Below are 20,450 nucleotides of genomic sequence, written 5' to 3' on the forward strand. Positions count from 1 at the left end.
TGTCTATCTTTCAGAAAGAGGAGTGTATTTTCTTCCCATCTCTCCGGTATAGATTTGTTTCGGACGAGCTTTGCTGTAGTTTCCGGAAACACGTTGTTCTCTCCAGTGGGCCAGCCATCCCGGGAGTTTTCCGATTACCTGCATAGCAGTGAAGAGTTCTTTCGGAATTCCTATCGAGTTGAAAATCACCGCGCTATAGAACTCAAGATTCGGATACAGGTTTTGATTTATGTAATATTCATCATTTTGCATGTATTCGTCGATCTTGAGGGCCACTTCCGCAATCGGATTGAGAGGATGTTTTTTATAAAATTCGTGAAACAGTTTTCCGGCGATGATCGCTCTTCTGCTTTTTGCGGCGTAGGCCTTGTGACCAAAACCGTTTGAAAAAAGTCTTTCCGAATCTCCTTTGAACTTTTCGAAATATTCAGCGACCGTCTTTCTGGATTTGATGAGGTCTTCGATCAGACCGACCGCGGCCACTTGACGACCGCCTTCTCTGGAACCCCAGAGCGCGTTGATCGCTGAAGAGATCGAAGCAAAAAGATTAGCCTGAGTCGAACCGATCACTTGAACGGTCGTATTGGAAACGTTCTGTTCGTGATCGGCATAAAGAATCCAAAGTTGATTGAGAATTCGATCCACGTCTTCGCTCGGAACGTGATCCTTGGAAGGAATCGAAAACAACATATAAAGAAAGTTCGTACAATACGGATGTTTGTCCAAAGGATAAACGAAAGGTTGACCCACGATTTTTTTGTAACTGAAGGCAGCGATCGTTCGGATCTTTGCGAGAAGTCTTGCGGAATGATCGATTCCTTTGTCGAGAGATTCTTCGTATTCTTCTGGATAATAACTGGAAAGAGAAGTAACCATCACGGAAAGAACCGCGAGCGGATGCCCTTTACCGGGAAAGCCGTCGAAGAGATTGATCATGTCTTCGTGAATCAAAGAGTGTTTGGAAAGTTTTAAGCTGAAGTCCTTGAGTTGCTGCTCGGTAGGAAGTTTTCCGTAGATCAAAAGATAACTCGTTTCCACAAAGGTGGAGTGTTGAACGAGATCCGCGACGTCGTAACCTCTGTAGTGAAGATCACCGGAATCCGGATCTCTTCTAGAAATACGACTCACTGCATAAGCGGTATTAAAAAAACCGGGATCGTAAGAAATGAGTCCGGTTTTTTGATGGAGTTCACGAATATCGATTCCTTTTTTTCCATCCGTTCCGGCGATCAATGGCAACTGGTAGGATTTCTCCCCAACTTTGATTTCAACGAATTCACTCATACCGATAGGGAACCTCAGAGAATGGTATGCGTCAATTCTTCTAATTTCGGGAACGTTGATTTTTCCCGTTTCTTCTGGACAAAACTTAGGGGTCGGCTTTCCTTCTCGCATTTCCTATGCACCCGATTTTAGCTCCGGATTTATTCTGGCTCGGCCTCCAATTTTTGATCCAACTCGGCCCGGGTTATTGTATTCTTCTTTTTTTCGTCGAGTTAGCCAAACACAAGCGAGGAGAAGAATTTACAGGGATGTTTTTCTTGGCTCTTCTCATGGCCTCCGTGGAATCTCGGATCGGCTTTGTTTCGATCCCCGGAACGGGGGCTTATCCTTTTCTCTGGATCTTCTTTTTTTCCTCTCTTCTCGCGATGGGCCCGGCGCTTCTTCTCGTGAGCGGGAGAATGTTGCAATTTGTCCTGGAAAAAAAGATCCCCCTAAAGAGACATTTTTTTCCTGCCTATCTCGCGATTCTCTGTGAGTTGATCTTTTTTCTTTCACCCGTGGGTTCGAGGTCGGAACTCATCCAGGATGCGTTTGTAAATCGCGGAAAAAGTCCGATTTCCCTTTTGATCGGAATCGGATATCTTCACCTAACATTCTATTGTTTTTATTCCGTTTATCTTTTTTGGAAATCGTTTCGGGAGATCGACTTTCATCTTTCCAGGCTCGCGTCTTGGATTCTTTTGATCACGATTTCCGCGGTACAACTTTCGGGAATCGGATTCTATTTGGATTTTCCGAATCTTTTCGTCCTTGCTTCGATCTTAATGACTTTTGGAAACGGACTCGTCTTTGTGTTCACGGCGCGATATCCGAACTTCTTCAATTCTCTAAAGTTAGAATTACAACAGAAGAGATACGAGAAAACGCAGCTCGGTGGACTCAACTTGGATGCGATTCGAACCCGTCTGAACGAACTCATGGAAGAGGAAAGAATCTATCGGGACGAAGAACTTCGAATGCAAGACCTCGCGGAAAAACTTCTTATAACACCGCATCAGCTTTCCAGGATTCTTAACGAGTTGTATGAAAAGAATTTCAACGAGTTCGTCAATGGATATCGAGTGAAAGAAGCCAAAAAGATTCTTTTGGAAGAACCCGAGAAGACGATCCTTTCGATCGGGTTTGAGGTCGGTTTCAATACAAAGTCTACGTTCAACGCGCAATTCTTAAAAATCGCTGGAATGACTCCCGCGGAGTGGAGAAAAAAAATCTAAAAATCGGTAGTAAATCATAAGATCGGACGATTACTCCTGTAACATGCGTTACAATCTCCAAACCGAACCGGCGTCCAAGAGTTCGAGAGGAGAGGAAGAATGTCTCGTGAGTATTATACATCTGCGGATCTAAACGATTTTAAGAATGTGCAAAAACTTGCATACGATGCGGTGGAGTGGGTCCGCGAACGTCTCGTAGAAGGGATGACCGAAAAAACAGCCGCTTCTCTCATCGATTCTTATATCTACGAAAGGGGCGGAAAGAATTTCTTTCATTACGGATTTGCGTGGTTCGGAGACAGGACCTGCTTTCGAGGATTTAGAAGACCTCTCACTTGGAAACGAATCGGAGGAGACGGACTTCTTCCTCACTTTGGATTTCAGTTTCAACCTTCCAATCGAAAGTTAAAAGAGGGAATGGCGGTGATCTTAGACGTTGCGCCTAACGTGAAAGGTGTGACCGCCGACGTGGGATATTCTTTTGCATTTGGAAAAAACGCGGAAGTAGAACAGGGACGCAAGGATCTCAAAGAATTTAGAACTCTTATCTTAGAATTGGTTCTCGCTGAAAAAAACATGGGCGAGATCTATCAAGCCTGCGACGATCTCATCCACGATCTCGGTTATTCCAACTGTCATACGATTTATCCCAACGGAGTTCTCGGTCATAAAGTAGGAAAGGTTCCGGCCTCGAGTTTTCCGGCGGGAAGACTTCTCGGTTTTCCACCTCAGACTTTTCTCTACTTGGTTCCACAAATTCTCAAAGGAATCTTCGCTCCTTCTTCCAACGCTTCTCCACTCTGGGGAGAATTTACAAAGTCTCGAGTGGACGCGGGGCTCTGGGCCGTCGAACCTCATATCGGAAAGATTCATTTTGGTTCGAGAGCGGAGGAAAGTTTCGGAGTGAAATGGGAAGAGATCTTAGTCGTAAGCGATTCCGATGCATTCTGGCTGGATGAAAATCTTCCTCACGTTCGTTTCTGGAAAGAAGAGGAAAAGAAAAAATTAAGGAAGGTTTCCTCTCTTCCTAAAACAAAAAAGCAATCGAAGCTCAGAATAGGGGCGGCTTAATACTTTTGTAAAACGGGGCCATCCACTTCTATTTCTCGGAAATGATTTTTGCCAATCGAAACGATAAAACAGAAAATTAGAATATTCTAAAATAACAAAGCGAACGGAAGAATTATGAACAAGATCGAAAAGCCGGATTATCCGGTTCGAAAGCCCAGGTTTCAATTTTCGGAAAACGTCCCGAAACACTGGTGTGGAGGGAACGCTTCCCTCACTCATGTTTTGAACGCGTGGACGATCCTTTTTCCGGAAGGAGAAAAATACTTTATACGGACGATTCAGAAATACATTCCCAAACTCAAAGAGGGAAAGGTGAAAAGAAACGCGATCGCCTTCGTGGGCCAGGAAGCTCAACACGCGGGAGAGCACAAAAAATTTTGGCAGAATCTCAAAGACCAAGGCTACCGCTTTGAAGGTTTTATGAATTTTGTTGTTTGGTTTGCCTTCGGTCTTCTGGAAAAACTTTTTTCCGAAAGAATGAATATGGCCGCCGTTGCGGGCTTGGAGCACTACACGTCTCTTGTCGCGGATCTGGGATTACGAAGCGGACTTCTCAAACCGGCTCATCCGGAAATGAGAAGACTTTTCGAATGGCACGCGGCCGAAGAATTGGAACACAAGTCGGCTGCCTTTGACGTCTTGAAAGAGGTCACTCAAAGTTATTGGATCCGAGTGATAGGAATGTGTATCGCGTCCGCCATATTTTTTACGTTTACGTTTATCGCGGTTTTGTTATTCCTCTGGCAGGATGGAATTCTTTTTCGAATTCAAACTCAGAAAGAATTGTTTCAACTTCTCTTTACAAAGGAGAAGGTTTTGCCTTTGACGATGCGAGCAGCGTTTCGATATTTTAGGTTTTCCTTTCATCCGGACGAAGAGGACAATCTCTACTTAGCGAAAGAAATTTTTTCATCACAAGAACACCAATACAGAGAAGCGATATGAGCAAATTGAAAGATAAAACGATTTTAATCACCGGAGCCAACGGAGGTTTCGGAAGAGAACTTACCAAACAACTTTTGGAAAAAGGGGCCAACTTGATTCTTACGGATCTCAAGGCTCCTCTCACGGACGCGGATTTTTATCTGCAGAGAAAGTGGATCGAAAACTATAAAAATGGTTCTCATCCTTCCTACGTTGGGAAAATTCTCGGAAGTTTTTCCGGAGACTTACAAACGCAAGAAGGTTGTAAGGACGTTTATCAAAATACGTTGAAAATTTCTCCGAAGGGAGTCGATGTGTTGATCAACAACGCGGGACTCGCTTTCAAAGGCGGGCTTCTGGACGTTCCCGATAAAAATTGGAATCTGATCCTGGATGTAAATCTGTACGCACCGATTCACCTGAGTCGTTTGTTCGTTCCTGCGATGTTGGAAAGAAAACAAGGACAGATCGTAAATCTTTCTTCGGTCGCGGGTCACGTCGCTGCGGGAGAACTGATCTACTATTCCATTTCTAAGTTTGGAATTCGTGCGATGGGAGAAGCGATGGACGCGGATCTTCGCAAGAAGGGAGTCGCGGTTACAAACGTATATCCGTTCTTTGCGGACACAGGAATTCTCAAGTCGCAACAATTCGGAAAACAACAAGACATTCCGATGGGAATCGTAGACAGTCCGATTGCGGTTGTCAAAGCGATCGTGAAAGGAATGGAAAAACGAAAACTTCACGTTTTCCCGGGTATAAAATCCAAGACGATCAGTTTTTTCAGTCGTATGACGCCGAATATCGTTCACAAAGTTACGAGTCTGAGCGATCGTTTCTAAGAATATTCCGTTTTTATTGTATAACTTCCCTTCTTGATTCTTCTGAAAGGAGGGAGGGAATAATTTTTTAAAAGCGCCGGACCTTTGTTATTCGAGGCCGGCGCCGTTGGAAGGAAAAGAATGATCGCAGTCGACCCGGAAAAACAAAACACATTCCAAAAAATGAAAGTAGATTCCTTGTTTCAAAGAACCTTTGTTCGAAACGGAAATCTAGATCTTTTTTTAAAATACAATACGACCGCTTTGGAAAGACCGGATCGGGACACGATTCTTTTTGTGCACGGATATCCTGACGAACATTCGACCTGGGATTCGCAGTTGCATTCTTTATCAAAAGAATTCAACGTGGGCGCCTTCGATTTGAGAGGGGCTGGTAATTCGAGCAAACCGGAAAGACAAAAGGACTACAACGCGCGCGTTGTCTTTCAGGACTTTGAAGCGGTGATTCGTTTTTTAGGAAATGGAAAACCCGTTCACCTCGTGGCGCATGACTGGGGCGCTCTTTTGTCCTGGGGTTTCGTAGGTGATTTAGAATATTCTAAACTGATTCTTTCTTACACTGCAATGGGCGGACCACATCCGATTCTCGCGAGAAATCTGATGTTTCGTTATTTCTTCAGCTTGAGTCCGAGAAAGATCTGGATTTCGCTCAAACAATCCTTGAAGTCTTGGTATATCCTATTCTTCCAGATTCCTTGGCTTCCGGGTTTTTTAATTTCCAAGTTTACGATGCTCGTCTGGACGTATCTTATGCACGAGGCTGAGATTCCGAAAGGAGATCCGATGCGGAACTTTACAAGAAACGAAATTCTTAAAAGCGCGATTTATCCGATCCACTTATACCGAGAACTCATTCGAGGAAAAAAATTTCCAACTCCGAAAAGGATTTCTGTTCCGGTCCGACTTCTCATTCCGATACGCGATATGGCGATCAGTCCCGAATGTTACGATTCTCACGAAAGAATCTGTGACTTCTTAGAAACGACTCGAGTCGATTCCAATCATTGGATTCAAAAGGAGAAGCCGGAATTTGTAAGTGAAACAATTCGAAACTTTGTAATTCGAAACTCCTCTCGAAAAAATCAGAATCGAAGATAAACCTGAAATTCTGACGTATGGCTTGAGAGATGCATTCTAACTTAAAATTTGAAACAGGGTAGATCGAAAAAAACATAGCCAGAGGGCTTACTCGGGTAATTTTAGTATTTTGATATACTAGATTTGAATTTTTTACCCGCCCCATGAAACATATAGAACTTAGAAATCAAACGATTTCAATCCGCTCAATTCTCTGCGTTTTTCTTTTTTGTTTTTTTGCACTTCCTTCTTTTGCGGAAACAAAATCAAAAGATAAAGATTTACAAGATATCGTTCCCTTTGCCCAAGCAAACGTGGAAACAAAAACGGAGCCGGTTCCCGCGCCCGTAGATCCAAAAAAAGTCGAAGCCGAAAGAAGAGTCGACCAGCGTAAGGGAACCTGGAGTTTTCAGTGGGGTTACAACCGCGATTATTATACGCAGAGTGATATCACCTTCAAGGGGCCCGGATACAATTTTACTCTCAAAGACGTAGTTGCGAAGGATAAACCCGAAAAACTCGATCCTTCGGTTTATCTCAATCCGAGTCTTTGGGAAATTCCTCAGTACAACTTCCGCCTAACGTATTATTTCGCTGATAAGTTTTTTATCGCCTTCGGTCAGGACCACATGAAATACGTGATGAGTCGAGGTCAGGCGTCGAACATCAACGGTTACATCGATCCTCTCGCGATTCAAAGGGCGCATCTTGGAACCGCTTCCGATATGGCCGTCTATCTCTACTTATTTCCGGACGCATACAAACGACTGGAAGGATATCACGACGGAGAGACGATCAGTGTGACTCCCGACTTTTTAAAATTCGAACACACAGACGGTTTAAACTTTCTTTATATGGACGTGGGAACGATTCAACCTCTTTGGGTTTCGACTAACGGAGAACACGCGTTTAGTTTTGTTTCTTCCGTGGGCGGCGGTCCTATCATCGCCCGAAGCGACGTACGCTTATTTGGTGAAGGAAAGAATAATCATTTTCACGCCTCGGGTTACGGAGTTTCCGGTTACGTCGCTGGAAGAACCGATCTCTACAAATCCTTCTTTTTTGAATTCGGCGCGAAGGGAGGTTATATTGATCTTCCTAATATTTTTACGACCGGACGTTCGAAAGATCGAGCGAGTCAGAATTTCGGATTTTTGGAGATTATAGTTTTCGGCGGAGTGAATTTCTAATCCGTCTAATCTAAGAATGTTTCCTTCCAAACTCGTATTCTTTTTTACTCTGTGTATCGTCACGATTTGTTTTGCGATCTTACACGGAGAAAAGAAGAATCCGGACAACGCCGAACTTCAGAATTATTTCCAACTCAATCATAAAATTTCCATCGGCCCGAAGGATTCTTTTCCTCTCTACAAAGAAGTCTATCGTTGGCTCGGAACTCCTTACAAAGATTACGGAACCGACGAATCCGGGATCGATTGTTCCAGTTTTACGAGTAAGATTTTATCAAAAGTTTACGGCTCGAATCTGAGCGGGCCGAGTTATACGATGGTTCCTCGAACCACTTCCATTTCAAAAGAAGAATTGAAGGAAGGAGATTTGATTTTCTTTACGATCTCGGGAAACAAAGTGAGTCACGTAGGAATCTATCTCAAAGATCAAAAGTTTGTTCACGCTTCTACAAAACGAGGTGTGACGATCAATTCCTTAGAAGAAGAATATTATAAAAAGTATTATACTTCTTCCGGAAGACTTTGACCGCGTAAGTAAGATCCGATCTGCGATCTACTCCCTTTGTGTGTTTGCATAAGCTTGCTCGCAAGTTTCGTGGGTAAGCGGAAATAAGAATGGTTCGAGGATGGGGTTTTGTTGGAGTTCCTACAAAATGGAATTGTACTTGCAAGAATTATAATTCTGTGATAGAGGAAAGTTTCCCAATTTTTTCCCGCCACCTCACCCCTCCACTCAAAATCAGGGCGGGGCGCGCGAGTTTTACAAAAAAATCGTCGTAGTTTCGACAATTTATCTTGAGATTCAAGTACTTTGAGGGTAAGGATATTCGATGAGAGTGGGGCGGGAGAATCGATTTAGACCTAAGGAAAATTTTGTTCAAATTCTGAAAAAATAAAATTCTTTCGATATTTTATTTCAAAGGGACTTCAGTCCGATTTCAAATCTTTTTCAATAAAGCAATTGCCGTAATAAAAAAGAATAGAATATTTTTATAATATAGAGTCGAGTCTTTCAGAAAAAACTTTATTAAAATTCGAAACCTGCTTTCCCGAAATTCTTTTTATCAAGCCGAGTATTTCGTAATAAATTTTTGTATTAGTTCGGTTACAACTTTCGGTTGTTCTCTGTGAACCCAATGATTGGAATCCAATTTATGAATTTCTAATTTTTCGACGTAATCCTTTGAATTCTCATAAACCTCCGGAAGAACTATAAAGTCCTTATTCGGAACGATCAATTGTACGGGAACTCGAATGTTCGAAGGCGCGGAAATCACGGTCTTACCGAATAACAATTCACGGAAGAGATTGATCGGAGCCATCGTAGCGCTGTAGATATCGTTTCTACTCATCTGTCTTAGGTGATCTTTCTTCGGAACTCCCCCTAAATCCATGACCAGTTTATAGATGGGTTCTCCGAAATTCTGCCAGAGAAACTCCGGCAGCATGGGAATCTGATAAAACCAAATATACCAGGAACGTACACCTTGATCAAAAACTTTCTTCCAGTTTTCAAGTTTCAGGCTGAAGATGTCGTCGATCATTCTTTTTCCCGCGAGCCAAGGGTGAGGACCGGAAATCGCAGTAAAGGATCTGATATAACCTGAATATTCAGGATCGCTAATGAGTAACCAACCCAAGGCGGCTCCCCAATCATGACCGACAAGATGAACTTTTTTATCCTTGGAAAGAAATCGGATCGCTTCTAAAAGATCCGGAAGTATGACCGCATAGTTGTATTCGGATTGTTCCAAGGGTTTTGAGGATCTTCCAAAACCTCTTAGATCGATCGCGCCCAAACGATACGAACTTTCCAAAGCCTCGATTTGCAAATCCCAGGTTTTGTGAGTATCCGGATAACCGTGCACAAAAAGAATCACATCCTTGGATTCGGTTTCAGAATAAGTAAGAAACAATTTTACTTTTTGATTTTCGAGGTAAGTGTATTTCAAAAGTCCATCTCCAAGGTTACGAACCGAATCGTAATAAAAAGGCCAGGCTATCATCTCCCTATGCTGCAAATTTTCCAGTCTTTTTAGAGATTTTTAATTTTTGTTCTGGTTGGATTTTCGAGAGGAGATTCTATCTTGGCCTCATGTCAGAGAATGGATCCGAGGAAGCAAAGTCGCTTAACGATTCCGGAAATCCGATGGTGATGTTTCGAAACCGTCTCTCAAGAATGTCCAAACATTGGAAGAAATGGGCTCGGAAACGAGGTCTCCAGTGTTTTCGAATCTACGACAGGGACATCCCCCAAGTTCCAGTAAGCGTCGATCTTTACGGACCTTATTGTCAAATCTCCGCATATAAAAACAGTTATGAAATTTCAGACGAGGAAAGAGAAAGCGAAAACCAAGAAATCGGTAAGATCGTATCCGAAATTCTAAATCTAAATCCGGAACAAATTTTTTGGAAAAAAAGAGAACCCAAAAAAGGAACGTTACAATACGAGAAACAATCGGAACAATCCGAGTTATTGGAAGTGGAGGAGAACGGACTTCTCTTTTATGTAAATCTTTCCGATTATCTTGATACCGGTTTGTTTTTAGATCACAGAGTTACGCGTGATCTCGTTCGTAAAGAATCAAAAGATAAGAAATTTCTAAACTTGTTTTCCTATACCGGTTCCTTTACGGTTTATGCGGCTTCCGGCGGCGCCTCAAAAAGTCTTAGCATCGATCTTTCCAATACCTATCTCGCTTGGGCTGAAGAAAATTTAAGAGCCAACGGCTTTTCCATTTCAAAACATAGAATGCTTCGAGCGGACGTTATGGAGTGGTTGCAAACCGAACGAAAAGAGAACGATCGAGAAAAATACGATTTGATCGTAGTCGATCCTCCCACATTTTCCAATAGTAAGAAGATGATCGATATCTTCGATGTGCAAAGAGATCACGTTGAGATTTTAAACATTCTCTATCGGGACTTTGCGCTTCCAGGCGCGGTTCTTTACTTCTCAACAAATTTTAGAAAGTTTCAACTTTCGGAGAAATCAATCCTCTGGGATCAAATAGAAGATATTTCCAAAAAGACATTGCCTGATGATTTCAGAAACGAAAGAATTCATTTCTGCTGGAGAATGCAAAAATCAAGCTGAATCTTTTTAAGAATCGAGCGGCCTTTAGAAATTTGAATCGATTTTTTTAGAAGGAAAACAATCGATAAGGCAGCCTCGGCGGCGGAACTCCTTGTTTTCGTATTGAAAAGACGATTCAATTTCGAGTTTGAGAAGATTGGAATTCTCCTTAGACATCTACTGAGAACGAATCAAACGGATCGATTCTTGGATTGAAACAGATATCCTTGCACGAGAGGAAATCGCATCTCGGCAGCCAATCGAAGATCCTCAGGCGTTTCAATTCCTTCCAAGATACAAAGAATATTCGATTCTTTGGCAAAATCAAGAAAACCCCAGAGTAAATATTTATAGGATTCCTTTGTTCTGATCAGATTCAACCAATGTTTATCAAACTTAACAAATTTAGAATATTCTAAAAAGTCGAAACAGAAGAGATTTTCTTTTCCGCCAACGTCGTCCAGAGCCAAAGGTATTTCCGCTTCGTATAACATTTTCAAACAGAAACGTGTGTCCGCAATCAGAGTTGAATCGGTATTTTCTATAATTTCGCAGACAAGATGACTCTGGCTGCCAAGTAGATCGCGCCAGTGTTTTGCTTGCTTCTCACTTCTGCAAACATGCGGATCCAGATTCAGAAAAAGGCGTTTGTTCTCGGGACGATTTTGAATTTGGAAACGTTTTAGATTCTTTTCAAATTCGAAAAAAAGATCTTCTTGATGATGTAATTCTTTAAATACGAAGTCCGGTGAAACGTTTTTACCTTCTATGTTAAATCGAGCGAGGGCTTCGTAAGCGAATATGTTTCCGTTCTCGAGAGAAAGGATCGGTTGGTATTCGGTATGAAAATTTTCTTGTTCTAAGATTTCGATTAAAGCCTTCTGAAAAGTTTTCTTTTCTATCTTGGAGGATGGGGGCTTCGGAGGATCCGGATTATTGAAAGAGGAATTTTCGGATAGAAGGTCGTTTACGATATCACTCGCGACGGTTCGTTCGGGATTTAAGGAAAAAAGATTCTGAAATACTTTCCGATCCAGAATTGAAGTCGATTCGAATTCCAATAAATCGCTGTTAGGTGCTGATTTGAAAATTCCCTTCATACAAAACCTCATTTTCCCAGCCTAAGAAGGGTTCTAAAAAAGTCAACACAAATGAGAATGAAACTCAATATCATAAATTGTCTAAACCTCGTAAATTCGGCGATTCTTATCAAAATAGGCTTTTCGGATTGGAAGTTCGGCGTATGCGTTACTTCAGTTTGGCTCTTTTTCCAATTTACGCTTTCGGATTGGAAATAAATTCTTCCTAAGGTTCCCTATGAAATTTACTTCTAAGATTCTAAACTTCCCTCTTTTTATCGTAATCCTTCTATTCTTAGCGTCGTTTCCCGGTCTTCTTCGTTCGGAAGAATCCGGTCCTTCCGATCTTTCTTCAACGATCGGAAATCAGAATGAACGAAGAGCTCAAAAGCGTTTTTACGTTGGAGGATTCGGGATCAACGAGTTGTCTTGGCTTCAAGCGGGTTATAATCTGAGTGGACGATTCTCCATTTCCTTTTTAGCCCACCAAAGACATCGAGCGGATCATTTTGATTTGGATCGAACCGCGTATCACACCGGCGCCGTCGCATTTTCTTTACAGAATAAAGACTTCACTCAAAATCAATACACGATTGCTCTAGAATGGTTTCCGTTTACGATTCCATACTACTTTAGCATCGGAGTGGGTCAGGAGTTTTATTTTCAAAGAGATCGTAAAAGCGAATTTTGGGTTTACTCGGACGGAAGCGCCGAAGGCAGAACTTGGCAGTATTCGATTTCCAATAAAAGAGCCTTTGTTGCTCCGGGTGCGGGTCTACGTTATGTGTTCTCCTCTGGGATTTTCTTAAACGGAGGGTTTAACGTTCTAATGTTTACGAACAGTTCCGCGCATATTCAGAGGGAAGATCTCAGCTTTTACAATCAAAAGCCGGATCCGGCGACCTTGGAAAGAATCTGGAAGGACGGCAAGGAAAAAGAATTGGATCGTGCGAAAGGAATCGGAATTCAGCTTTTTTTATCAGCCGGTATTTCTTTTTAATAAATTTGTTAATTAGAAATTGACTACGAGTCTGTATCCGACTCCGGGTTCGGTCAAAAGTAATTCGGGATTGGATGAATCCGTTTCGATTTTTTTTCTAAGACTTGCGACGTGAACCCTCAGAGGACCCGATTCGTTTTTCGCCAAAGGCCCCCAAATATGACGGATGATTTGTTCCTGAGTCAGTACCTTACCGGCGTGTTGAATCAAAAGAGAGAGAAAGGAAAATTCGATCGGAGTCAGATGAACCGTCTCACCGGAAACTTGAACATTCCTTCCGGCTAAGTCTACGTATAAATTTCCGGAGATAAAAACGGGTGATCCGGCTTCTTGAGTCTTATTCCGAAGCGCGACTCGGATTCTTGCAAGAAGCTCTCCCATACTAAACGGTTTTGTAATATAGTCGTCCGCTCCCGTATCAAGAAGTGTGATTTTTTCCGGGTCCGAAGATAACACGGATAAGACGATGATCGGAGTTTCGCTCCAAGTTCTGATTTCTCTTAATGCATCGATTCCGTTTCCATCCGGAAATTGAAGATCCAAAAGAATGACATCGGGAGATTCTCCTGCGGCTTTTTGAATCGTTTCCTGAACAGTTCTCGATTCAATTACGTCGTAGTGGGAGGCGCTGAGACTGATCCGAATCATTTTTCGAATTCGGTCGTCGTCGTCCGCGACGAGAATCTTTGAGTTCATACTTTCAACCCGGTTTTACAGGAATATCGATACAAAATCTAGCGCCGCCTTCTTTTCTATTTTCTGCAATCAGAGTTCCTTGATGAGTTTCCACAATGGATCTGCTGATCGAAAGCCCGAGCCCGCTGCCGACGTGATTTCGATTTTTACTTCTGTAAAATTTTTCGAAAATCTTTTCAAGATCTTCTTCTGCGATTCCGGGTCCGTTATCTTCAACAATATATTTGATTCTTTCTTTTCCGCAAATCAATTCGATCGAGATGGGAGAACTTTCCGGAGAAATTTGTACGGCGTTGAATAGAATATTAAAAAGCGCTTGTTCCATAAGAGTAAAATCCATCCAAACAGGAATCGGATTTTCAGGAATACGAATCACACAACGACTGTTTTTAACGGTTTGTCTTAACCTCCTCACGACGACGTGAATCAGATCGGAAGGATCGTGCCAATCTTGTCTTAGTTTTAAAAACCCGGATTCGAAACGGCTCATGTCCAAAAGATTTCCCAATAACAAATTGAGAATCATACTGCTTTCATTGATTTCGTTTAACAATTCCTTGCGGGCTTCGGAGGAATTGTCTATTTCCGGTTCCAAAAGGGCGGTGACCGCGCCTCGTATTGCGGAAAGAGGAGTTTTTAACTCGTGAGAGAGAGAATTAAAAATGATCGTGTAAAGTCTTTCCGATTGATTTGCGAGATATCTTGTTCTTGTCTCTTCGGATAACAATTCTCTTTCAAGAGCGAGTGCGATCTGATTGCCCATAGTGAGTAAAAGATTTTCCTGATCGAGATTGAGTCTTTCCTTGAGGATGATTCCTAATACGCCGATGATTTTTCCAGGAGCTATCATTGGAAAGTAAGTGCCCTGAGACATGGAAAGAGTATCCGAATACTTGCCGGCGGTAATTTTATTTTTATAAACCCAGTTTGCGACCGCGGTTTCTTTTGCATCCGGGAAAAAATTTCCCGCTCTTGAAGAACTCGAATCGATCGTACCTTGATTCTCCAAAAGAATCGTCACTGCGGTTTGAAAAACCTTCTTAAGATATTCTGCGCCTATTTCGGAAATTTGACGAATCTCTCTTGCGTGTCCCAATTCTTTCGAAAGCTCGTATAACGTAGCCAATCGCAACTCTCGATTGACGAGAGCCTTCTCTTTTTGTCTCAATCTTGACGTTACGTTACCGATGGTGATTGAAATAAAAAGAAAGGAACCGAACATCAAGACGTCTTCTAACTTTTCGATATAGAACGTATATTTCGGCGGGATAAATAAAAAATCCCACAAGAGTCCGGAAAGAAGTCCCGCAAGAATCGTGGGACCTTTGGAAAAAAGGGATCCGATTCCCGAAACGAAAAATAAATATAAAAATGAGATGCTCCAATATCCCGTGACCGGTTCTAAAAAAAGACTGAGGCTCGTAGCTAAGAAAATCAAAGCAACCGATGCGACGTATTGTTTTCCTCCGGAAGAAGTTCTTAAAAATCGATTGAGAATCGATTCTTCTCCCGAAAACGAAGTGTGATCGTATGGAACCAAACACAATTCGAAGTTAGCCGTAATTCTTGCAAGTTTGGATGCGGGAGAATTCCATTTCTTCCACCAAGACATCGGCGGTTTTCCCAAGACTACTCGGGTGATATTTTTTTGTTCAGCAATTCTAAGGATCGCCTCCACCGGATCTTCGTCAGCGGAATATAAAATTTCGGAACCGAGTTCTCTTGCAAAGCTGAGATTTTTTTCCAGCTGGCTGACGGATTCTTTGGAAAGATTCTCCCTTGTTTGATTGTAGATGGAATACAATTCTCCGTTTCTTTCATAGGCTAGACGTTTCGCATAACGTAATAAAGAATAAGAATTCGGACTCGCGCTGATCGCAACAAGGATTCTCTCTCTAAATCTTGTCGAGTCCGGCGAAGTGTTTACGTGTCTTGCCGTATAATTGAGCGCGGTTTCACGTAAGAAGGAAAGATTCTCCTTTTTGAAAAAATGATCTCCGGCAAAATTCGCTTTTTCGGGAACGTAAACTTTTCCTTCCTGTAAACGTTTACGGAGATCGTCCGGTGATAAATCGATCAGAAGAATTTCATCGGCGATGTCTAAAACGGAATCTGGAATCGTTTCGCGAATTTTAACCGAGGTCGTTTTTTCCACAGCCTCCACTTGACTTTCCAAGTGTTGAACGTTGAGAGTCGTGAAAACGTTGATACTATGTTTTAAAATTTCGATTACGTCTTGGTATCTTTTGATATGTCTGCTTCCGGGAATATTCGTATGAGCAAACTCGTCCACTAAGACAACTTCGGGTTTTCTTTTGAGAATGGCGTCTATGTCCATCTCTTCGAATTGAATTCCTCTGTGTTCGATACTTTTGCGGGGAAGAATTTCGAGTCCTTCCAAAAGTTCTTCCGTTTCTTTTCTGCCGTGGGTTTCGATATAACCGACGACAACGTCCACTCCTTCTTTTTTGAGCGTACGAGCGGCGTTTAACATCGCGTAGGTTTTTCCGACCCCCGCAACCATTCCGAAAAAGATTTTTAGTTTTCCGGAAATGGATTTTTGTTCCTCGGCTTGAACCTTTCGAAGAAGTTCATCCGGGTCCAATCGGTCATTTTCTTTCCAATCGGTCATGGATCTAATTTTCCAAATTTAGAATCCAGATTCAAGTTCAATCTCAATACGTTGACTCGTTTCTCCCCTATAAATCCGAAGGAAGGATTTTCGATCGATTGTTCTACGAGTTTTTTCAGTTCTACGATTTGATCCGGACTCAGCCTTCTTGCGGTCGCAACCCTTTGTATTTGAAAAAAGGCCCCTGCGGGACTGATATGCGGATCGAGTCCGGAAGCCGATGCGAATAACAGATCAGGAGGAACGATCGTTTGATCCGGATGTTTTTTCAGAAGAAATTGTTTTCTCTCTTCTATTTTCGACTTTAGAGCTGAGTTTGTCGGACCCGCGTTAGACGCTCCCGAAGGAATCGTTCCGTAATCTACAGCGGAAGGTCTTTGCCAGAAATATTCATCTTTTGTAAACTTCTGAGCGATGAGCGCGGAGCCGATGATTCGTTCGTTCGCATAGATCAAACTTCCGTTTGCTTGAGAAGGAAAAAGACGTTCTGAAAAACCGGTCACTATGAGAGGATATATAACTCCGGTGATTATGGTTAGAAACAATAGGGTCCTGATGGCGGTTAACGTATTTTGTAACATTATACTTTCCTTAATTGAGTCCTAATAAAACTAAGATCCAGTCTATCGCCTTGATTCCGATAAAAGGAGTGGCGATTCCCCCTAAACCAAAGATCAGAAGATTTCGTTTGAGAATCGTGTTTGCGCCCAACGGTTTGTATGCGACTCCCTTGAGCGCGAGCGGAATCAACGCGGGGATTACAAGTGCGTTGAAAATTACGGCGCTCAAGACCGCGCTTTTTTGAGAGCTCAATTGCATGAGATTGAGGACGGAAAGAGGACCGCCTAACGCATCCGATGTCGCGTAGAACGTTCCAAACAAGGCCGGAAGAATGGCGAAGTATTTTGCAACGTCGTTTGCAATGCTGAAAGTGGTAAGGGCGCCTCTCGTCATCAGGAGTTGTTTCCCGATTTCAACGATTTCTATGAGCTTGCTCGGGTTGCTGTCAAGGTCGATCATGTTGCCGGCTTCTCTCGCAGTTTGAGTTCCTGTGTTCATCGCAACCCCGACGTCCGATTGTGCGAGAGCGGGTGCGTCGTTGGTTCCGTCTCCGATCATCGCGACGAGATAACCCTTAGCCTGTTGTTCTCTGATTCTTTTGAGTTTGGTTTCGGGAGTGGCTTCCGCGAGAAAGTCGTCGACGCCCGCTTCCGCCGCAATTGCCGCCGCGGTGAGTTGATTGTCTCCGGTGATCATCACGGTTCTAATTCCCATCTTTCGAAGACTCGCGAATCTTTCTTTCAATCCTCCTTTGACGATGTCCTTTAACTCGATCACGCCCAAGAGTTTGTTGTCTTCCGCTACAAGAATCGGAGTACTTCCTTTTTGAGAAATTCTTTGAATCGTATCTTCCATATCGGAAGGAATTTTTTGACTGAAGTTGTAGAGATAGGTTTTGATCGCATCCCCAGCGCCTTTACGGATTCTTCTGATCACCTTGCCTTCTTTTTTTAGATCGACTCCGCTCATCTTTGTGGAGGCGCTAAATGGAATAAATTCGCCTTCCATCTCGGCGAGATTTCTTTCCCGGATTCCAAACTTCTCTTTTGCTAATACGACAATGGATCTTCCTTCGGGAGTTTCATCCGCCAAGGAAGATAGCTGTGCTACGTCGGCGAGATATTTTTCCTGAACGCCGACTGCGGGGAAGAATGCTCTTGCTTCTCTGTTGCCTAACGTGATCGTTCCCGTTTTATCCAAAAGAAGAATGTCTATGTCGCCCGCGGCTTCGATCGCCTTTCCGCTTTTAGAGATTACGTTAAACCGAATGAGACGTTCCATTCCCGAGATACCGATCGCAGAAAGTAAACCGGCGATCGTAGTCGGAATCAAACAAACAAGAAGAGAGATCAAAACCGGAATCGAAAGTTCAGCTTTTTGTCCGCCTTCTTTAGCGACGAATTCCGCGAGAAAGGGGAGACTGATAACGGCGATCAAAAATACGAAGGATAAACCGGAAAGAAGCATCGTAAGTGCGATCTCGTTCGGCGTCTTTTGACGTTTTGCTCCTTCGACTAAGGCAATCATCTTGTCTAAAAAAGTATTTCCTTGTTCAGCCGTGATCGCGATTAGGATCTTGTCGCTTAACACTCTGGTGCCGCCGGTGACCGCGCTTCTATCTCCGCCGCTTTCTCTCACAACCGGAGCCGATTCTCCAGTGATCGCAGACTCGTCTACGCTTGCGATTCCTTCGATGATTTCTCCGTCTCCCGGTATCAAGTCGCCTGGTTCGCATAACACGCGCTCGCCGAGCTTGAGGGAAGTTCCCGGAACGAGTACGATTTTTCCGTCCACGATTTTTTTTGCGACGATGTTTGTTCTCGTTTTTTTAAGGCTATCGGTTCTGGCTTTCCCTCGGCCTTCGGCAATGGCTTCCGCGAAGTTTGCAAAAAGAACCGTGAACCATAACCAGAGTCCGATCTGAAGATTAAAGGAAGAATAAATTCCTCCGCTCAGGTCTTTGATAAAGATCCAGGTTGTGAACAATGCGCCTAAGAATACGATAAACATCACAGGATTCTTAGCCTGAGAACGAAAACTCATCTTCTTAAAAGAGTTGATAAACGCTTCTTTTAAAACTCCGGATTCGAAAAAAACTTTGGATTTGCGACTCATCCGATTCTCCTTAAAAAGTTCTGCCTTGTAACATTAGAAAATGCTCAAGTATGGGGCCGATCGTAAGAGCCGGAAAAAAGGTGAGCGCCCCGACGATGATGATAACCGATAAAAGAAGAATGTAAAAAGTTCCTCCTTCCGTCGAAAAAGAACCCTCTGATACGATCTCGGATCTTCTTTTTATAGCCGCGCTTCCTGCGATCGCAAGAACCGGGAGTATGACTCCGAACCTTCCGATTAACATCGCGATTCCCAAAATAGAATTGTAAAACGGAGTATCGACGCCTAACCCTGCAAAGGCGCTTCCGTTGTTTCCGGCTCCCGAAGAGAACGCATAGAGAATTTCAGAAAGACCATGAGGGCCTCGATTTGATAACGAAGACAATCCTTGCGGCAGACTGACAGCGATCGCTGTAAAAAGAAGTATGACGGTGGACGGTAAAAGAATACCAAGCAGAGCCATCTGGATTTCTTTTTTTTCGATCTTTTTTCCCAAATACTCCGGGCTTCTTCCCACCATGATCCCGCTCAGAAATACCGTAAGAATTATAAAAAGAACCATTCCATACATCCCCGCGCCGACTCCTCCGAAGATCACCTCTCCTAATTGAATATTCAACATTCCTACCAAGCCTCCGATCGGAGAAAAACTGTCGTGCATGGAGTTGACTGATCCGTTAGACGCCACCGTAGTAGACACTTCCCAGATCGCGCTGTTTAAGATTCCGAATCGAGTTTCCTTTCCTTCCCAAAAACCGTAAGTTCCGGAAAGAGGATTCAAGGAGGATTCCGCGGTCCACACGGTAAGGACTCCGAAACAAAAGACGGTGAACATCACTCCGAAGACGACCCATGCGTGTCTAACGTTGCCTATGATTCTTCCGTACAAAAACACACAAGCCCCCGGAAGTAAAAGGATCGAAATCATCTGGAAGAAATTCGAAATCGGGGTCGGATTTTCAAAAGGATGAGCGCTATTGACCCCGAAAAAACCGCCTCCGTTTGTTCCGAGTTGTTTGATTGCAATCTGCGAAGCGGCCGGTCCCATAGGAATGATTTGTATGTTTCCTTCTAAGGTTGTCGCAACCGCTGAATCAGAGAAATTTTGAATCACTCCGGAACTTACCAAAATCAGAGCGAGAAGAAAGGAGAGCGGTAAAAGGACGTATAACGTTCCTCGAATCAAGTCCTTCCAAAAATTTCCGATGCCCGCGCTTGCATGGGAGGAGAGTCCTCGACTCAACGCCAAAAGAACGCAGAATCCAGTCGCGGCGCTTACAAAATTTTGAGTTGTAAGTCCTACGAATTGCGAAAAGTAACTTAAAGCCGCTTCGCCCGAGTAAGCCTGCCAGTTCGTATTCGTTGCAAAACTAACTGCGGTGTTAAAAGCTAAAAACGGATTTAATCCGGCCAAGCCTCCGGGATTCAAAGGAAGAATATTCTGAAAAATTAATATTGTAAACAGAACCAGAAAGCCGAGGAAATTAAATAGAAGAAGAGAAATCGCGTATTCCTTCCATTCCATATTCTTGTCGGAATCGATTCCGCAGATCCTATATATGATCGTTTCTATCTTGAGCTTCTTGGAAGAGGTGAAGACTTGATAGAGCCAGGCTCCGAGCAAAGGTGATAGAATGACGATTGAAAATAGAAAGATCGAAAGTTGAATCCATTCCGTGGCCATAAGCT

General features: G+C 43.1%; 17 protein-coding genes. 9 read left to right on the forward strand and 8 right to left on the reverse strand.

What is annotated here, in order from left to right; genetic code table 11:
* Positions 1-3: 3 nt before the first annotated feature.
* Positions 4-1,284, reverse strand: coding sequence for a citrate/2-methylcitrate synthase (locus A0128_RS03675; protein WP_069609090.1), 1,281 nt, complete (start codon positions 1,282-1,284; stop codon positions 4-6).
* A gap of 116 nt (positions 1,285-1,400) precedes the next feature.
* On the opposite strand from A0128_RS03675, the gene A0128_RS03680 reads away from it, so the two are divergent.
* The 7 genes from A0128_RS03680 to A0128_RS03710 all read left to right on the forward strand — a co-directional run bounded on the left by A0128_RS03680 (position 1,401) and on the right by A0128_RS03710 (position 8,128).
* The gene (locus tag A0128_RS03680; RefSeq protein ID WP_069606283.1) at positions 1,401-2,498 is read left to right on the forward strand and encodes an AraC family transcriptional regulator; all 1,098 of its coding nucleotides are present in this window, start codon (positions 1,401-1,403) and stop codon (positions 2,496-2,498) included.
* A gap of 99 nt (positions 2,499-2,597) precedes the next feature.
* Positions 2,598-3,569: a M24 family metallopeptidase gene (locus A0128_RS03685; protein WP_069606284.1), complete on the forward strand. Its 972-nt coding sequence runs from the start codon at positions 2,598-2,600 to the stop codon at positions 3,567-3,569.
* A 114-nt stretch (positions 3,570-3,683) separates the two neighbouring features.
* Complete coding sequence (locus A0128_RS03690; RefSeq protein ID WP_069606285.1) at positions 3,684-4,514, forward strand: metal-dependent hydrolase; 831 nt, start codon at positions 3,684-3,686, stop codon at positions 4,512-4,514.
* Complete coding sequence (locus A0128_RS03695) at positions 4,511-5,335, forward strand: SDR family NAD(P)-dependent oxidoreductase (RefSeq protein ID WP_069606286.1); 825 nt, start codon at positions 4,511-4,513, stop codon at positions 5,333-5,335. Before A0128_RS03690 ends, A0128_RS03695 begins: the two co-directional genes overlap by 4 nt.
* Positions 5,336-5,455: 120 nt before the next feature.
* Positions 5,456-6,433 carry an alpha/beta fold hydrolase gene (locus tag A0128_RS03700; RefSeq protein ID WP_083244046.1) on the forward strand — a complete coding sequence of 326 codons (978 nt, stop codon included), beginning with the start codon at positions 5,456-5,458 and terminating at the stop codon, positions 6,431-6,433.
* A gap of 143 nt (positions 6,434-6,576) precedes the next feature.
* Positions 6,577-7,602 (forward strand): hypothetical protein, encoded by a 1,026-nt coding sequence (locus A0128_RS03705; protein WP_069606288.1) that lies wholly within the window; start codon positions 6,577-6,579, stop codon positions 7,600-7,602.
* 16 nt (positions 7,603-7,618) lie between these two features.
* Positions 7,619-8,128 carry a C40 family peptidase gene (locus A0128_RS03710; protein ID WP_069606289.1) on the forward strand — a complete coding sequence of 170 codons (510 nt, stop codon included), beginning with the start codon at positions 7,619-7,621 and terminating at the stop codon, positions 8,126-8,128.
* A gap of 538 nt (positions 8,129-8,666) precedes the next feature.
* On the opposite strand, the gene A0128_RS03715 is transcribed toward A0128_RS03710, so the two are convergent.
* Complete coding sequence (locus A0128_RS03715; protein ID WP_069609091.1) at positions 8,667-9,554, reverse strand: alpha/beta fold hydrolase; 888 nt, start codon at positions 9,552-9,554, stop codon at positions 8,667-8,669.
* A 143-nt stretch (positions 9,555-9,697) separates the two neighbouring features.
* On the opposite strand from A0128_RS03715, the gene A0128_RS03720 reads away from it, so the two are divergent.
* Entirely contained in the window at positions 9,698-10,699 is a 1,002-nt protein-coding gene (locus tag A0128_RS03720; protein WP_069606290.1) for a class I SAM-dependent methyltransferase, read from the forward strand.
* Positions 10,700-10,869: 170 nt separating this feature from the next.
* Here the strand turns inward: A0128_RS03720 and A0128_RS03725 are convergent, their stop codons facing one another.
* Positions 10,870-11,778 (reverse strand): EAL domain-containing protein, encoded by a 909-nt coding sequence (locus tag A0128_RS03725; RefSeq protein WP_069606291.1) that lies wholly within the window; start codon positions 11,776-11,778, stop codon positions 10,870-10,872.
* 217 nt (positions 11,779-11,995) lie between these two features.
* Between A0128_RS03725 and A0128_RS03730 the strand changes: the two genes are divergently transcribed.
* Positions 11,996-12,757, forward strand: coding sequence for a hypothetical protein (locus A0128_RS03730; protein WP_069606292.1), 762 nt, complete (start codon positions 11,996-11,998; stop codon positions 12,755-12,757).
* A gap of 12 nt (positions 12,758-12,769) precedes the next feature.
* Here the strand turns inward: A0128_RS03730 and A0128_RS03735 are convergent, their stop codons facing one another.
* From A0128_RS03735 to kdpA, 5 genes are read right to left on the reverse strand one after another with little or no spacing between them, the layout of a single operon-like run.
* A complete protein-coding gene (locus tag A0128_RS03735) occupies positions 12,770-13,453 on the reverse strand; it encodes a response regulator (protein ID WP_069606293.1) in 684 nt (227 codons plus the stop codon).
* A 4-nt stretch (positions 13,454-13,457) separates the two neighbouring features.
* Complete coding sequence (locus A0128_RS03740; RefSeq protein ID WP_069606294.1) at positions 13,458-16,085, reverse strand: sensor histidine kinase; 2,628 nt, start codon at positions 16,083-16,085, stop codon at positions 13,458-13,460.
* Positions 16,082-16,666: a potassium-transporting ATPase subunit KdpC gene (gene kdpC / locus A0128_RS03745; RefSeq protein WP_069606295.1), complete on the reverse strand. Its 585-nt coding sequence runs from the start codon at positions 16,664-16,666 to the stop codon at positions 16,082-16,084. Before kdpC ends, A0128_RS03740 begins: the two co-directional genes overlap by 4 nt.
* A 10-nt stretch (positions 16,667-16,676) precedes the next feature.
* Entirely contained in the window at positions 16,677-18,761 is a 2,085-nt protein-coding gene (kdpB, locus tag A0128_RS03750) for a potassium-transporting ATPase subunit KdpB (protein WP_069606296.1), read from the reverse strand.
* Positions 18,762-18,771: 10 nt separating this feature from the next.
* On the reverse strand, positions 18,772-20,445 hold the full coding sequence (gene kdpA, locus A0128_RS03755) for a potassium-transporting ATPase subunit KdpA (protein ID WP_069606297.1): 1,674 nt from the start codon (positions 20,443-20,445) through the stop codon (positions 18,772-18,774).
* Positions 20,446-20,450: the final 5 nt, after the last annotated feature.

Source organism: Leptospira tipperaryensis, assembly GCF_001729245.1.
GTDB lineage: Bacteria > Spirochaetota > Leptospiria > Leptospirales > Leptospiraceae > Leptospira > Leptospira tipperaryensis.

What these genes read in the sequence shown, in the direction of transcription:
- A0128_RS03720 (WP_069606290.1), top strand. Translation starts at nt 9,698, where the DNA reads ATGTCAGAGAATGGATCCGAGGAAGCAAAGTCGCTTAACGATTCCGGA.
- A0128_RS03705 (WP_069606288.1), top strand. Translation starts at nt 6,577, where the DNA reads ATGAAACATATAGAACTTAGAAATCAAACGATTTCAATCCGCTCAATT.
- A0128_RS03685 (WP_069606284.1), top strand. Translation starts at nt 2,598, where the DNA reads ATGTCTCGTGAGTATTATACATCTGCGGATCTAAACGATTTTAAGAAT.
- A0128_RS03675 (WP_069609090.1), bottom strand. Translation starts at nt 1,284, where the DNA reads ATGAGTGAATTCGTTGAAATCAAAGTTGGGGAGAAATCCTACCAGTTG.
- A0128_RS03740 (WP_069606294.1), bottom strand. Translation starts at nt 16,085, where the DNA reads ATGACCGATTGGAAAGAAAATGACCGATTGGACCCGGATGAACTTCTT.
- kdpA (WP_069606297.1), bottom strand. Translation starts at nt 20,445, where the DNA reads ATGGCCACGGAATGGATTCAACTTTCGATCTTTCTATTTTCAATCGTC.
- A0128_RS03690 (WP_069606285.1), top strand. Translation starts at nt 3,684, where the DNA reads ATGAACAAGATCGAAAAGCCGGATTATCCGGTTCGAAAGCCCAGGTTT.
- A0128_RS03680 (WP_069606283.1), top strand. Translation starts at nt 1,401, where the DNA reads ATGCACCCGATTTTAGCTCCGGATTTATTCTGGCTCGGCCTCCAATTT.
- kdpC (WP_069606295.1), bottom strand. Translation starts at nt 16,666, where the DNA reads ATGTTACAAAATACGTTAACCGCCATCAGGACCCTATTGTTTCTAACC.
- A0128_RS03695 (WP_069606286.1), top strand. Translation starts at nt 4,511, where the DNA reads ATGAGCAAATTGAAAGATAAAACGATTTTAATCACCGGAGCCAACGGA.
- kdpB (WP_069606296.1), bottom strand. Translation starts at nt 18,761, where the DNA reads ATGAGTCGCAAATCCAAAGTTTTTTTCGAATCCGGAGTTTTAAAAGAA.
- A0128_RS03725 (WP_069606291.1), bottom strand. Translation starts at nt 11,778, where the DNA reads ATGAAGGGAATTTTCAAATCAGCACCTAACAGCGATTTATTGGAATTC.
- A0128_RS03700 (WP_083244046.1), top strand. Translation starts at nt 5,456, where the DNA reads ATGATCGCAGTCGACCCGGAAAAACAAAACACATTCCAAAAAATGAAA.
- A0128_RS03735 (WP_069606293.1), bottom strand. Translation starts at nt 13,453, where the DNA reads ATGAACTCAAAGATTCTCGTCGCGGACGACGACGACCGAATTCGAAAA.
- A0128_RS03710 (WP_069606289.1), top strand. Translation starts at nt 7,619, where the DNA reads ATGTTTCCTTCCAAACTCGTATTCTTTTTTACTCTGTGTATCGTCACG.
- A0128_RS03730 (WP_069606292.1), top strand. Translation starts at nt 11,996, where the DNA reads ATGAAATTTACTTCTAAGATTCTAAACTTCCCTCTTTTTATCGTAATC.